Genomic DNA, 14,520 nt, shown 5'->3' on the forward strand with positions numbered 1-14,520 from the left:
CGAGTGACTTAATGAGTTAGTGATTCCCGACACATATTTGCGTCGGGAATGTAAACGAGAGGATACTCTTACAGCTCAGTAATGGCTTTGCCTTTTCTTAGTTTACGAACCCACATTCGACTTGGATGAAGTTCGGTCAATACATCAACAGGTAATGGCAGCGGGTCCCCACAGATTTGCGAGGCCAACACTTCAGCTAACAATGGTGCAGAGCTCAGCCCACGAGATCCTAAACCTAAGAAGCAGAATAGGTTAGTGAACTGATGAACGGTTTCTACCTCTTCTGCTTTTTGATTTTGTAAGTTGGCGTATTGCGTTTTTATCGTCTCAAAGTCACCCACATTTCCGACAAATGGTAAGTGATCTCGGCTCACGCAGCGAATACCTTGGCGAGATCGATTGCCACTGATATCTACCTCTTTTGGCCATTCTTGGTTCGGTACGCACTTAACTAATTTTTCTGCGTTATCCTTCTGAGCGTTTTCATCAAATTCGTAGTCTAGGTGACAGCGATCGTAGCTTGCGCCTATGCACAGGTGCTGATTGTTTGGGTTAACAGGCGTCATGTAGCCGTCGTAACACAATACCGTTTTCAATTGACTCAGCGTTTCGGTTGCCGGAGCATGACTGACTTGCCCTTTCACCTGTCCCATCGGCAGGGAAGCGGTTTGGCTCAATGTTTGGAACTCATGGCCATTCGCAACCACAACGGTTGAGTGCTCAAATGTTTGACCATTGACCGTTAGTGTCCAAAGCTGATGGTCTTCATCCCAATTTAATGCTTCAACGTGATGTTCAAACTTCGTTGAGAGTAACGATGTCTGTTCTAATTGTTTGATTAACCCACGCGTTAGCTCGGCAGGGCACAACCACCCTCCCATAGGATAGTGCACAGACGACATATCGATAGGTAATCCGATAGTATTCGCAGTTTCCTCGGCGGACAGTTTTTGAATCAATTCAGAAGGAAAATTACCCGCAAGCATCTTTTCCAGCTTATCAGCAGATTTTTCATCCCACATTAGCTGAGTTACACCACACCAATCGTGATCGAATGTAACCGACTTCGTAGCTTGTTCAATAAATTGTCTTGCAAACAAAAATGCAGGCGCAAACACACGCGAAACACCAGTATGAGGACCGTTCAACAAGGGATACACGGCCCCTTGACGATTACCCGACGCTCCTTCGGCTGGTTGAGTGTCTTTACAGTAAAGCGTGACGTTTTGGCCACGACGAACCAACGTTTTCGCTAACGCCGCGCTGGCTATACCACCACCAATGATAGCAATCGAATCAAGATTGCTAGATGCTGTGCGATTGAACCAAGGGAGATGGTTCGATTGCTTTTCGCGTTGTTCCATCGAGCCTGCGATCATTTCACGCTTGGTGCCAAAGCCTTTGACTTTTTTCATTGCAAAGCCAGCTTCGTTCAATCCTCGACGCACAAAGCCCGCTGCGGTAAAAGTGGCAACTGTACAGTCTTGCTTGGCCAACTTAGCCATGTTGTTGAACAGATTTTGGTTCCACATTTCTGGGTTTTTACTTGGCGCGAATCCATCTAAAAACCAAGCGTCAATCAAACCTTGTTCGTTGTATGGGACTTGCGGCATGCAGTCTTTGATGTCGCCAAACCAAAGGTCGAGTGTAATTGCGCCATCTTCAAGCACAATGCGGTGACACTCAGGTACGGCGACAGGGTAGTGCTTTTGTAACTTTTCCGCGTACTCAGCTAGCTCAGGCCAAGCTTCATGCGCCTTCTTTAAATCCGCTTGGCTTAGCGGGTATTTTTCAAAGCTAATAAAATGCAGCTCTTTCAATGCTGCGTCTGGATGCTGACGACGAAACTCACTAAACCACTGGCATACTGCTAAGAAGTTTAATCCCGTGCCAAATCCTGTTTCACCAATGACAAAACGTCTTTGGTCAAATTCCTGCCATCTTTCTGGGAGATGATTTTGTTTTAAGAAAACGTAGCGTGTCTCTTCAAGACCGTTTACGTTAGAGAAGTAAACATCATCAAATTGGTCTGAAACCGGAGTACCAGCTTCGTTCCAACCAAGTTCTGCGTTTTTTATTGAAGTCATAATGGTGCAAATTTGTGATTTGGCGCGGTAAGAATGGGGCGATTGTACGAATTTATGGGAAAGCTGACCACTTTTGTTGACTATCTTAGTTATCATCTAGCGGATTTTTGAATTATAGGAATGTCATAATGAAACGAGTCGTAATCACCGGTATGGGTATTGTTTCAAGTATCGGTAACAACGTCGAAGAAGTTCTAGCGTCTCTTAAAGCGGGCAAATCTGGCATCACTGCATCTGAGCAGTTCAAAGAACACGGTCTTCGTTCGCAAGTATGGGGTGACCTAAAAATCAACCCGGCGGAACACATCGACCGTAAGCAGATGCGCTTTATGGGTGATGCGGCTGCTTATGCATACCTATCAATGGAGCAGGCAATCGCAGACGCTGGTCTTACAGAGGATCAGGTTTCAAACGATCGTACCGGTATCGTTGCGGGTTCTGGCGGTGCTTCTGCATACAACCAAACGGTAGCGACAGACACGATGCGCGCAAAAGGCGTAAAACGAGTTGGCCCTTACATGGTTCCTCGTACTATGTCTTCTACGGTTTCCGCTTGTCTTGCTACGCCATTTAAGATTCGTGGTGTGAACTACTCAATGAGCTCTGCATGTGCTACCTCTGCACACTGTATCGGTCACGCGATGGAGCTTATTCAACTTGGTAAACAAGACATTGTTTTTGCGGGTGGCGGTGAAGAGCTTGATTGGTCTCAAACCATGATGTTTGACGCCATGGGTGCGCTGTCAACGAAATACAACGACACTCCAGACAAAGCATCTCGTACGTATGATGCGGACCGTGATGGTTTCGTTATCTCTGGTGGTGGCGGCATGCTGGTTATTGAAGAACTTGAGCACGCTCTAGCACGTGGCGCGAAAATCTACGGTGAGATCGTAGGTTACGGTGCGACTTCAGATGGCTATGACATGGTAGCACCATCAGGTGAAGGCGCGATCCGTTGTATGAAGATGGCGATGCAAGACGTTGACGGTGTGGACTACATCAACACGCACGGCACGTCGACACCAGTTGGTGACGTGAAAGAGCTTGGTGCGATCCAACAATTGTTTGGTGAGAACAGCCCAGCAATCTCTGCAACAAAAGCAATGACTGGTCACGCACTAGGCGCCGCTGGTGTGCACGAAGCGATTTACTCAACACTTATGCTAGACAAAAACTTCATTGCTCCAAGCATCAATATTGAAAACTTGGACGAAGCAGCTCAAGGTCTGGACATCGTGACAGAAGCACGTGATGCAGAGTTAACAACCGTAATGTCAAACAGCTTTGGCTTTGGCGGCACAAACGCAACTTTGGTTATTAAAAAGTACCAAGGTTAACTGAATTTGTTGGCGCGCCACGTGAGTGAGTACAGCGTCAACAATCCAGTTTCCAGAGCTTGATCAGTCACACTGATCGAACAGACGCAGACTCTATCCCATGGAGAGCGGGATAGGATCCTTTTGTTCTGGAACTTTGCCCGGCTATTTAGCCGGGCTTTTTCTTTTCTCAATTTCTGCTTTTTACGTTGCTTCCCGTTAAACGATTTCTTTGGAGCCAATCTCCTTGAGGTTTATTAGGGTTATTTCTTGAGATTTTTCGGGAAAAGGGCACAATCGTTTTAGTTTCGCATCTTGCGAATAAACGAACTCATACAAATGGATGTTAAAACGCTGGCGCTATGAAAATTATTGTTGATGAAAATATGCCGTACGCTGAAGAGCTATTCAGCCAACTCGGTGAAGTGATTCTAAAACCAGGTCGTACACTGACGGCTGATGATTTAGTGGATGTTGATGCCCTAATGATTCGCTCGGTAACCAAAGTGAATGCCGATCTAATCAGCAAAGCAAACAAGCTAAAGTTTGTTGGTACCGCAACAGCAGGTATGGATCATGTCGACCAAGCGCTTTTAAAAGAGAAAGGTATATTCTTCACCGCTGCGCCGGGTTGTAACAAAGTGGGTGTGGCGGAGTATGCGTTCAGCGTAATGATGGTGCTCGCTCAGCAACAAGGCTTCTCGGTATTTGACAAGACGGTAGGTATTATTGGTGCAGGCCAAGTAGGTAGCTACCTAGAGAAATGTTTGAAAGGCATGGGGATTAAAGTTCTCATCAATGACCCATTCAAACAAGAGGCTGGTGATCCTCGTAGCTTTACTCCGTTGACAGAACTGATTGAAAGCTCAGACATCATTACACTACATACGCCAATCACCAAAGATGGCCCATATCCAACTCATCATTTAATTGATGAAACGGTTTTAAACTCGCTTCGTGGTGATCAGATTTTGATTAACGCCGCGCGAGGTCCAATCGTTGATAATGAGGCATTGAAGCAACGTCTTTTGAAAAACGACGGTTTTACCGCAGCGCTTGACGTATTTGAATTTGAACCAGAGGTTGATATGGAGCTTCTGCCTCTGCTAGCATTCGCAACCCCTCACGTTGCAGGCTACGGCTTGGAAGGGAAAGCTCGCGGTACGACGATGATTTTCAACAGCTACTGTGAGTTCTTAAATAACGAATTACGTGCGCATGCCAGCGATTTACTGCCAACCGCGCCTGTTCCTACTATGGTATTGGACAGAGCTTGGGATGAAGCAACACTGCATAACATCACGCAGTTAATCTATGATGTGCGTAGAGATGACGCTCTTTTCCGTCGTGAGATCAGTAAGCCAGGTGCTTTTGACCTGATGCGTAAAAACTACTGGGATCGCCGTGAATACAGCGCTGTCACGCTAGTGGGTAACAAAACATGTAACCTTGCTCCATTAGCAGAACTAGGTTTTCAGATTGAGGTAAGTCAATGAGCCAGCAATATAATGTTGCCATTTTAGGTGCGACCGGTGCGGTCGGTGAAACAATTTTAGAAGTGCTTCAAGAACGTAAATTCCCAGTGGGTGACATTCACTTGTTGGCAAGTGAGCGTAGCGAAGGCAAGACTTATCGCTTTAATGGCAAAACGGTTCGTGTACAGAACGTTGAAGAGTTTGATTGGTCTCAAGCTCATATTGCGTTGTTCTCTGCTGGTGGTGAACTATCTGAAAAATGGGCGCCAATCGCGGCAGATGAAGGTGTTATCGTTATCGACAACACTTCACACTTCCGTTATGAGTACGACATTCCTCTTGTTGTGCCAGAAGTAAACCCAGAAGCGATTGCAGAGTTTCGTAACCGTAACATCATCGCGAACCCAAACTGTTCGACCATTCAAATGCTGGTGGCACTAAAACCAATTCACGATGCAGTGGGTATTGAGCGTATTAACGTATCTACATACCAATCCGTATCTGGTGCGGGTAAAGCGGGCATTGACGAACTAGCAGGTCAAACGGCTAAGCTTCTAAACGGTCTGCCAGCGGATAAGAAGCAATTCTCTCAACAGATTGCGTTTAACTGTATTCCGCAAATCGATCAGATGATGGAAAATGGCTACACCAAAGAAGAAATGAAAATGGTGTGGGAAACACAGAAGATCTTTAACGATCCATCAATCACAGTAAACCCAACGTGTGTGCGTGTGCCGGTATTCTATGGTCATGCTGAAGCGCTTCACATTGAGACTCGCTCTCCAATCGATGCACAAGAAGTCGTTAACTTGCTTGAGCAAACTGACGGTATCGAAGTCTTCCACGGTGATGACTTCCCGACACAAGTGCGTGATGCGGGTGGTAAAGATCATGTTATGGTTGGTCGTATCCGCAACGATATCAGCCACCACAGTGGTGTAAACTTGTGGGTTGTGGCGGATAACGTGCGTAAAGGCGCAGCAACTAACGCGGTACAAATCGCTGAAGTCCTGATCCGCGATTACTACTAAGTCACTTACTGTTCATTTCAAAGCCTCGCATTATGCGAGGCTTTTTTGTACGAACGGAACAAAATAGTGTGAGATTAGTACGAATATGGCGAGAGCCACACATTTTTTATTCTCAACGCTATAGTTTTGCATGTGATATCCGATATATTTAACCGATCACCATTTCAAATTGTATTTAGCACAAAACTGAGCCTTCTATGCGTCAAAATTATAAGCGTTTGTTAGCAGCCCTTGTGTTGATGAGCGCGACTCAGACATCATCAGTGGTTCAAGCCGAAGGAATTCGTCTTGTTGGACCATCTGGTGAAGTGCAATCATCTCCGAGCTATGCTGAAGATATTGAGCGAGCATTACCTGCTCCTCCTGCAAATACTCAGCCGTCACGTTTCTTTGGTCCGACTGGTGAAAATCAAACACTATGGTCGATCGCTTCAGAATTACGACCTTCACGCGGTGTTACCGTTCAACAAACGCTTCTTGCCATTTATCGAATTAACCCTCAAGCGTTTGAGAACCAAAACATTCATGAGTTGATCCCAGGGAGTCGACTACGAGTACCGTCTCTAGAGCAAGTGCAAAGCGCGACTACAGAGCAAGCTGTTGCGATTATGAAAGCGCACGAGGCTAAGTTAAAACAGCCGAAGCCGACAAATAGAGCCACGCCAGCGCAACGCGTCACCGAGCAACCAAAGCCACAAATAAAAGTAGAACCCAAGCCTGTTGCTCCTAAACCAGAAACCACTGTAGCTGCGGAACCAAAACCGGTTCAAAAAACAATACCAGTTATTCCTGCGCCACCTGTGAACACCTCTCCGCAGGGTGAAAAGCAGGTCAGTGCGTTAAAAGACAAACTTCAAGGCTCACAAAGTGAATTAGAGTCATTGGAAGAGAAGAACCATCGTCTTCGCTTAATGTTGTCAGAAGTGCAAAGCGAAGTTGAAACCTTGAAAAATGAACTGAATGACGAAGAACGCATTCGCTCGGAAGTCGAGAAACTGCTTGCTGAAGAGCGCCAACGCCTTGCTGAGCAACAACGCATGCAGCCAAGTACGATTGACAAGATTCTGTCTAATGGTTGGCTTGTCGGCTTAGCGGCGCTTATTCCAGGTGCATTGCTAGCACTGTTGGTTGTGATGTTGCTTGGTCGCCGTTCTAAAAACAAAGAGGAAGAGCCTGCTGCGCAATCGCCGCAGGAAACCGATCCATTAGCTGCGCCAATTGGTTTAGCGGCGACGGACGAGCTGGATGAAGAACTCACACTTGATGATGAGTTGTTCGCAGATGAAGATATAAATACTCAGGCTACACAAGAAGAGAAGCCAGACTTAGAAGAAGACGTCTTTGCCAACCTTGACGATGAAGAACTTGATTTCAATCTAGAAGGGGACGATGACCCATTTGCGGGTATCGGTGATGACGGCGACCTGGATGTTGGTCTGGATGAGTTTGAGTCATCAAACAATGGTATCCAAGTTAACGGCGAAGAAAAAGCGCTTGGTTTAGAAGAGATGGAGCGAGCCTTAGATGAGGTTGCTCCAGAACTAGAAGTGCTCGATGACGATGAGGCTGGCTTCGATCTTTCAGATGATACGAACGAGAAAGCAGACTCGCTTTCAGACGACGCATTTGCGGAACTACTTGCAGCAGATGAGCCGTCAGAAGAGTTACCAAGTGACACTGTCGACCAGGATATGCTTGATGACTTGTTTGCGGAACTTGGCAATGACGACTTCGACCTAGATACCGATGAACCTGAACTAAAACAGCCCGTATCGGATGATGATTTCAGCGCAGGAGAGGCATCTGATGACGATATCGATAAGCTATTAGCTCAATACGAGCAGCCTGTTACTGAGTCGACAGAAGTTGAAGGTGACGCCAGCGAAGACGCCGTTCTAGATGAAAACAGTACGGACTTACTCGATGAACTGATCGATTTTGACGAAGATGAAACAGACGACGAGTTTGACCCACTGAATGAGCTAGAAGCACTCTCTGGTTTTGAAGGTGATGACTCGATTGAAGAGTTAGATGCAGATAGCACAGATTTACTGGATGAACTCATTGATGACGTCACATCCGAACTTGATGAAGAGACAGGAACTGAGACTGAGTTAGACCCGTTTGATGATCTGATTCGAGAGGACGAAAGCCCTGCACAGAATAAATCGCAAGAGGAAGAGTTACTCGCTTCACTTGGTTTTGGCGAACCAGACGGCGACGAAAAACCATCTTCAATAGCCGAGTCAGAGCCCGCTCATGAAGAGCCGGAAATTGAGTCTGGTTTGGACATCGACGCTTTATTAAGTGACAGTCAACCAGACCCACAACAAACAGCGCCAGAGCAACCATTAACCGAGCCAGAAACTGCTTCAGAGCCATTTAGCAGCGATGAGTTTCTGGGTGATTTAGAGGACCTCTCACCAGAGAACGATCCTTTAATGAGCGAGCTAGACGACTTGTTTGAGTCAGACAGTGAAGAGCTTCAGCCTACAGAGCAAGAAAAAGCGGACTTTTCTGCTGAACTGGATGCGCTATTTGATACTGAAGATGATTTAGCTCAACAACAAGTAGAAGAGCCGCAGGCTGAGATAGAGGAATCTTCGCCACAACAAGAAGAGGATGCCAACTCTAAGTCAACGCAAGATGCATCAGTAGAGCCTGATGCTAAAGTGCCGCCTCAAGTTGAGACAGAAGAAGACGCTCCAGCGTTCACTCCGACACCAAATACAGTAGAAAATGAATTTGGTGTTCCACAAGAAGAAGATTGGCTACTGGATGAGCCTGAACTAGAAAGTGAAACTCAACCAGAACAAGAACAAAACTCGGGTAACAAAAGTGAGCCAGAAAGTTCAGAACTAGCATCAGAAACTGATTCGGCCACCAATGCAGAAGAAGAGTTCAATTTTGATGAACTCGAACTACCAGAGTTCAGTGAAGAAGATGCACTGGCGTCTATGGCGGGCGAACCTGCGTTTGATGAACCAGAGCCTGTCGAACCTGAGCGCACTGAAGCTGAGTCGGCTACTGAAGCAGAAGAAGATGAACTCAATTTTGATGAACTCGATCTACCAGAGTTCAGCGAAGAAGATGCATTGGCGTCTATGGTCGACGAACCTGCGTTTGATGACCCAGAGTCTGTCGAGCCTGAGCGCTCTGAAGTTGAGTCGGCGACTGAAGCAGAAGAAGAACTCAATTTTGATGAACTCGAACTACCAGAGTTCAGTGAAGAAGATGCACTGGCATCCATGGCGGACGAACCTGCGTTTGATGACCCAGAGTCTATCGAGCCTGAGCGCTCTGAAGCTGATTCGGCCACTGAAGCAGAAGAAGAGTTCGATTTCGATGAACTCGAACTACCAGAGTTCAGCGAAGAGGACGCATTGGCGTCTATGGCGGGCGAACCTACGTTAGATGAACCAGAATTTATCGAGCCTGAGCGCTCTGAAGCTGAGTCGGCTACTGAAGCAGAAGAAGAGTTCGATTTCGATGAACTCGAACTGCCAGAGTTTAGTGAAGAGGATGCATTGGCGTCCATGGCAGGCGAACCTACGTTAGATGAACCAGAATCTATCGAGCCTGAGCGCTCTGAAGCTGAGTCGGCTACTGAAGCAGAAGAAGAGTTCGATTTTGATGAACTCGATCTACCAGAGTTCAGTGAAGAAGACGCCTTGGCATCTATGGAAGAAGAGCCAGAATTACCGAGCTCTGAGACTGCAGATATAGAACCAATCTCCGGTGAGGATGAAGAGCTAAGTTTTGACGACCAAGATCTTCCTGAGTTCAATGAGGAAGATGTTCTCGCATCAATGAATGAGAGTGCGCCAGAGACTCCTAATGTTGAAGCTGAGACATCGAGACCAACTCTTCAAGCCGATAACGATCATGATGCTTTGTTTGAAGTTTTTGCGCAGCAAAACGGTTTTGATACTGAACCAGAAGTGCAGCCAACGGCGACAGAGGGTGAGCCGCTAAGTGACTTAGATGATGAATCTTCAATGGCTAACCTTCTTGCTGAAGACGCAAGTTCAGAGGTATTTGAAGGTCAGTTAGACAGTGACACCATCGCAAGCGCAGGTATGGATTTTGAAACCATGCTTGATGTTGGAGATGATTGGGATGGCTTTAAACCAGTTGCCGATAGCGTAAGTTCTGCGGACGAAGTGCCCGAGGACCAGCGTGATGTCTGGAATTCAAGTGATGCACTAAGTCAGCCAGAGATCTCGCAAGAAAACTGGGCAGAGCAAAGCGACTTGGATGACTTCGACCCGAAGAAAAATCAATTTATGACGATTGATGAATTGATGGCTCAGGTCGATAAAGAAGGTGGTGAGTTCGAAGAGGAAGATCTGAAGCTTGATGTCGGATTGAACGAGTTTCCAGATGTTATCGGTGAAATCGGCGATGTTGACGTAGATAGCAACGCTGAAGCTGCTGGAAAACTGGACCTTGCTAAAATCTATCTCGAGATGAACGATTCTCAAGGGGCGATAAAATTACTAGAAGAGGCGATTGTTTACGGTGAAGATGATATTCGCCGCGAAGCAAAGAGCCTGATTGATGCCATTAATGGCCGATAAATCGAAAAGGGTAGCGTTGGCTACCCTTTTTGTGTCTCGCTAGTATGATGCTACCTCTACGTCATCCTTGTTGAAACTGGCAACTTGAGGTGACTTGAGTATATACTTCCCGCCCCATTTTAGAGTTCGAAGGTTAAGATGAGAATCGCATTAGGTATCGAGTACAACGGTACAAACTACTTTGGTTGGCAGCGCCAAAGAGAAGTGAAAAGTGTCCAAGAAGAGCTAGAGAAATCATTGTCCGTTGTTGCTAATCACCCAGTTGAAGTGCAGTGTGCTGGTCGGACAGACGCTGGCGTGCATGGCACAGGACAAGTTGTGCACTTTGATACCAACGTTACTCGAAAAATGGTAGCTTGGACTATGGGCGCAAACGCGAACATGCCGAGTGATATAGCGGTTCGTTGGGCTAAGGAAGTCCCAGATGATTTCCATGCACGATTCTCAGCGACAGCGCGCCGTTATCGCTACATTATTTTCAATCATGCTTTACGACCTGGTATCTTAAACTCTGGTGTGAGCCACTATCATGGTGAGCTTGACGAGAAAAAAATGCATGAGGCAGGGCAGTATCTGCTTGGTGAAAATGATTTTACGTCGTTTCGTGCGGCGCATTGTCAGTCTCGTAGCCCATTTCGAAACTTGATGCATCTGAACGTTACGCGCCATGGGAACTATGTGGTTATTGATATTAAAGCTAATGCGTTCGTGCATCATATGGTTCGTAACATCACGGGTAGCTTGATAAAGGTTGGACGTGGTGAAGAGAGCCCTGAATGGATCAAATGGTTGCTAGAGGCTAAAGATCGCAAACTAGCGGGTGCGACAGCGAAAGCGGAAGGTCTGTACCTGGTAGATGTAGACTATCCAGAAGAATTTGGGTTACCTGAAGTGCCGATCGGTCCACTGTTTTTGCCAGATAATTTGAACTAATTTTACAAACTTATTTCAAAATATCGGTAGTGTTTACATTGAATGTGAGCGGAAAACATACGCTATTTATGATATCAAAAATAGGTACAACCAGTTTTTTATCTACAGTAGCTGCAAGATATGGTTTAATCCGTCGGTATTATGTCGAATTTATATCTTTCGCAATGAAGCGGAAGAGTTGAGAGAAAAGGTCTTCCATGAGTTGGCTTGAAAAGATTTTAGAGAAAAGCAACCTAGTAAGTTCACGCAAAGCTTCTATCCCAGAAGGTGTGTGGACTAAATGTACCTCTTGTGAACAGGTTTTATACCATGCTGAACTAGAGCGTAACCTAGAAGTTTGTCCAAAGTGTAACCATCACATGCGCATGAAAGCGCGTCGTCGTTTGGAAACGTTTTTAGATGAAGGCAATCGAGTTGAATTAGGTACCGAACTTGAGCCACAGGATAAACTGAAATTTAAAGATTCTAAGCGATACAAAGAGCGTATCTCTGCAGCACAAAAAAACAGCGGAGAGAAAGATGCGCTAGTTGTGATGCAAGGTGAACTGCTTGGTCTACCGCTTGTGGCGTGTGCGTTTGAATTCTCCTTTATGGGCGGTTCAATGGGGTCAGTTGTTGGTGCTCGCTTTGTAAAAGCGGTGGATGCAGCCATTGAAAACAATTGTGCACTTGTTTGTTTCTCAGCAAGTGGTGGCGCTCGTATGCAAGAGGCATTGATGTCTCTTATGCAAATGGCAAAAACCAGTGCTGCGCTTGAGCGTCTATCAGAAAAAGGTCTGCCGTTTATTTCGGTTCTAACTGACCCTACAATGGGTGGTGTATCAGCAAGTTTGGCTATGTTGGGTGATATCAACATCGGTGAACCTAAGGCGCTGATTGGCTTTGCTGGTCGTCGTGTTATCGAGCAAACTGTACGTGAAGATCTTCCTGAAGGTTTCCAGCGTAGTGAGTTCCTGCTTGATCACGGTGCGATTGATATGATCGTTGACCGTCGTGAAATGCGTCAGCGTGTGGGTGGTCTAATCGCTAAGATGACTAACCACAAGTCTCCTTTGGTGGTTTCGGTTAACGAATCTCCAAATGAAGAACCATATTCTGTACCAGAAGCGGACGAAAAAGGGTAAAGTATCAACTAACATAAAAACCAAAGAATTTAATGGTTAAAGTTAGATGACCCAAAACCCAATTCCTCAAGCCACATCTTCATTAGAGATGTGGCTTGATTATTTAGCAAATATTCATTCCTCAGCAATTGATCTAGGCTTAGACCGTGTCCAAGCGGTAGCAAACAAAGCCAATCTTACCAAACCAGCTCCAACCGTAATCACCGTTGCCGGAACCAATGGCAAAGGTTCAACGTGTGCGTTAATGGAAGCTATTTTACTCGATGCTGGCTATTCAGTCGGTGTTTACAGCTCTCCGCACCTGATTCGTTACAACGAGCGTGTACGCATTAATGGCGTCGACGTTGTAGATGTAAAGCACTGTGAAGCATTCGACTATGTAGAAAAGCAGCGTGGTGATATCAGCCTTAGCCTCTTTGAATTCGGTACGCTTGCTGCGCTACGTATTTTCCAAGCAGAGAAAGTCGACGTTGTGTTGCTTGAAGTAGGACTTGGCGGCCGTCTAGACGCCACCAACGTTGTTGACCATGATGTTTCTGTTATTACGAGCTTAGCGATCGATCATGTGGATTGGCTTGGCGATGACATCAATGTCATTGGTTTTGAAAAGGCAGGCATTTACCGTTCAGGGAAGCCAGCAATTTGTGGTCAACCAACGCCACCGGCGACCGTGGCGGCTCATGCTGACGATATTGGCTCTGAGTTCTTCCAAGTTGGTATTCAGTATGATTACCAACTAACTAATAATGGTTGGAAGTGGAGCAGTGGTGCATTTGCGTTAGAGGATTTACCTGTTCCATCGTTACCGCTACAAAATGCGGCAACAGCATTGATGGCGTTAGGAGCATCGGAATTGCAAATCACTGACATAAACATTGTCAATGGCTTGAATAATGCTCGCCTGGCAGGGCGTATGCAGGTACTGCATCACGAACCTGAAATAGTCCTTGATGTCGCTCATAACCCGCACTCTGCTGAGTATTTGGTAGAGAGAGTGAAGCAACAATATCTGGGTAAGAATATCCATATTGTGGTTGCAATGCTGCATGACAAAGACATTAAAGCAACCATTGAAGCGCTAACTCCAGTTGCAACACAATGGTATCCAGCGTCGCTTACTGGACCGAGAGCGGCGACAGCTGATGAATTGTGCCAATACTTACCTGATGGGCAAGTTCATTTTGAAAACCCTGTTGACGCCTTCGAGAGTGCGAGAAGCCACGTAAAGACAGGAGACGTTATTCTGGTGGTTGGCTCATTCCATACCGTCGGAGAGGTATTGGAACATTGGCAATCAAATAATAAATAAGTAAAGGTATTTTGATGGCAAGTAAATTCCAAAGTCGTTTAGTCGGCACCATCATTCTAGTCGCAGTCGGAGTGATTGTTCTTCCCGATGTGCTAGATGGTAAGAAACTGCACTACAAAGAAGAATTTGCCAGTATTCCTATCAAACCTGAACTTGATAGTGATGTGGAAAACTTCGAAATATTAGAGCCAGTGGAAGACGACATAGCGTTACCGGACTCTCCAGTTGAAGCGGTGGTGCAGGAGCAAGAGGGCGCCCAAGTGGCTGCTTCTGAGCCTGACCCAACGCCGACGCCTAAACCAGAGATCATCAAACAGCCAGAGCAAGTTGAGGTGGCCACTCGTCCTGTGCAAGAAAAAAATCAATATGAAGATTCTGCTTGGATCATTCAGTTGATGGCGCTTAAGAATCACGAAAATGCGGTCGCGCTTGTCGCTGATTTGCAAAAGCGTGGCTATCAAGCTCATACAAAGAAAGAAAACGAGTTTACGAGAGTGATTGTTGGTCCTGATGTGTCAAAAAGTAAACTTGAACGACAAGTCAAGGAATTACAAAAAATTACAGGCTCAAAAGGTCAATTGCTTAAATTTAAGCCATTAAATCCATAAGAAAACGTTTGCGTCAGCATTTTTTCTGTTAAAATGCGCGCCAACTTAAGATGA

General features: G+C 46.0%; 9 protein-coding genes. 8 read left to right on the plus strand and 1 reads right to left on the minus strand.

Translation table 11 applies throughout. The features are described from left to right. Positions 1–68: 68 nt before the first annotated feature. Entirely contained in the window at positions 69–2,087 is a 2,019-nt protein-coding gene (gene mnmC, locus MTR11_RS19900; protein WP_243328251.1) for a bifunctional tRNA (5-methylaminomethyl-2-thiouridine)(34)-methyltransferase MnmD/FAD-dependent 5-carboxymethylaminomethyl-2-thiouridine(34) oxidoreductase MnmC, read from the minus strand. Between the two features lie 128 nt (positions 2,088–2,215). Between mnmC and fabB the strand changes: the two genes are divergently transcribed. The 8 genes from fabB to MTR11_RS19940 all read left to right on the plus strand — a co-directional run bounded on the left by fabB (position 2,216) and on the right by MTR11_RS19940 (position 14,466). Next, on the plus strand, positions 2,216–3,427 hold the full coding sequence (gene fabB / locus MTR11_RS19905) for a beta-ketoacyl-ACP synthase I (protein WP_006741726.1): 1,212 nt from the start codon (positions 2,216–2,218) through the stop codon (positions 3,425–3,427). Between the two features lie 341 nt (positions 3,428–3,768). Continuing rightward, positions 3,769–4,902, plus strand: coding sequence for a 4-phosphoerythronate dehydrogenase (locus MTR11_RS19910; protein ID WP_048625846.1), 1,134 nt, complete (start codon positions 3,769–3,771; stop codon positions 4,900–4,902). Further along, on the plus strand, positions 4,899–5,912 hold the full coding sequence (locus MTR11_RS19915; protein ID WP_005397941.1) for an aspartate-semialdehyde dehydrogenase: 1,014 nt from the start codon (positions 4,899–4,901) through the stop codon (positions 5,910–5,912). The genes MTR11_RS19910 and MTR11_RS19915 overlap by 4 nt, the downstream gene beginning before the upstream one ends. A gap of 197 nt (positions 5,913–6,109) precedes the next feature. Beyond that, positions 6,110–10,492: a FimV/HubP family polar landmark protein gene (locus MTR11_RS19920; RefSeq protein WP_243328252.1), complete on the plus strand. Its 4,383-nt coding sequence runs from the start codon at positions 6,110–6,112 to the stop codon at positions 10,490–10,492. A gap of 138 nt (positions 10,493–10,630) precedes the next feature. Next, on the plus strand, positions 10,631–11,425 hold the full coding sequence (gene truA / locus MTR11_RS19925) for a tRNA pseudouridine(38-40) synthase TruA (RefSeq protein WP_243328253.1): 795 nt from the start codon (positions 10,631–10,633) through the stop codon (positions 11,423–11,425). A gap of 197 nt (positions 11,426–11,622) precedes the next feature. Beyond that, positions 11,623–12,549, plus strand: coding sequence for an acetyl-CoA carboxylase, carboxyltransferase subunit beta (gene accD / locus MTR11_RS19930; protein ID WP_005397203.1), 927 nt, complete (start codon positions 11,623–11,625; stop codon positions 12,547–12,549). A 46-nt stretch (positions 12,550–12,595) separates the two neighbouring features. After that, positions 12,596–13,858 (plus strand): bifunctional tetrahydrofolate synthase/dihydrofolate synthase, encoded by a 1,263-nt coding sequence (gene folC / locus MTR11_RS19935; RefSeq protein ID WP_243328254.1) that lies wholly within the window; start codon positions 12,596–12,598, stop codon positions 13,856–13,858. Positions 13,859–13,872: 14 nt separating this feature from the next. Continuing rightward, positions 13,873–14,466: an SPOR domain-containing protein gene (locus MTR11_RS19940; protein ID WP_109169782.1), complete on the plus strand. Its 594-nt coding sequence runs from the start codon at positions 13,873–13,875 to the stop codon at positions 14,464–14,466. Positions 14,467–14,520: the final 54 nt, after the last annotated feature.

The organism is Vibrio sp. CCB-PB317 (genome assembly GCF_022808245.1).
Taxonomy (GTDB): domain Bacteria; phylum Pseudomonadota; class Gammaproteobacteria; order Enterobacterales; family Vibrionaceae; genus Vibrio; species Vibrio diabolicus.

Coding starts and splice junctions, on each gene's coding strand:
- mnmC (WP_243328251.1), bottom strand. CDS start 2,087: ATGACTTCAATAAAAAACGCAGAACTTGGTTGGAACGAAGCTGGTACT.
- fabB (WP_006741726.1), top strand. CDS start 2,216: ATGAAACGAGTCGTAATCACCGGTATGGGTATTGTTTCAAGTATCGGT.
- MTR11_RS19910 (WP_048625846.1), top strand. CDS start 3,769: ATGAAAATTATTGTTGATGAAAATATGCCGTACGCTGAAGAGCTATTC.
- MTR11_RS19915 (WP_005397941.1), top strand. CDS start 4,899: ATGAGCCAGCAATATAATGTTGCCATTTTAGGTGCGACCGGTGCGGTC.
- MTR11_RS19920 (WP_243328252.1), top strand. CDS start 6,110: ATGCGTCAAAATTATAAGCGTTTGTTAGCAGCCCTTGTGTTGATGAGC.
- truA (WP_243328253.1), top strand. CDS start 10,631: ATGAGAATCGCATTAGGTATCGAGTACAACGGTACAAACTACTTTGGT.
- accD (WP_005397203.1), top strand. CDS start 11,623: ATGAGTTGGCTTGAAAAGATTTTAGAGAAAAGCAACCTAGTAAGTTCA.
- folC (WP_243328254.1), top strand. CDS start 12,596: ATGACCCAAAACCCAATTCCTCAAGCCACATCTTCATTAGAGATGTGG.
- MTR11_RS19940 (WP_109169782.1), top strand. CDS start 13,873: ATGGCAAGTAAATTCCAAAGTCGTTTAGTCGGCACCATCATTCTAGTC.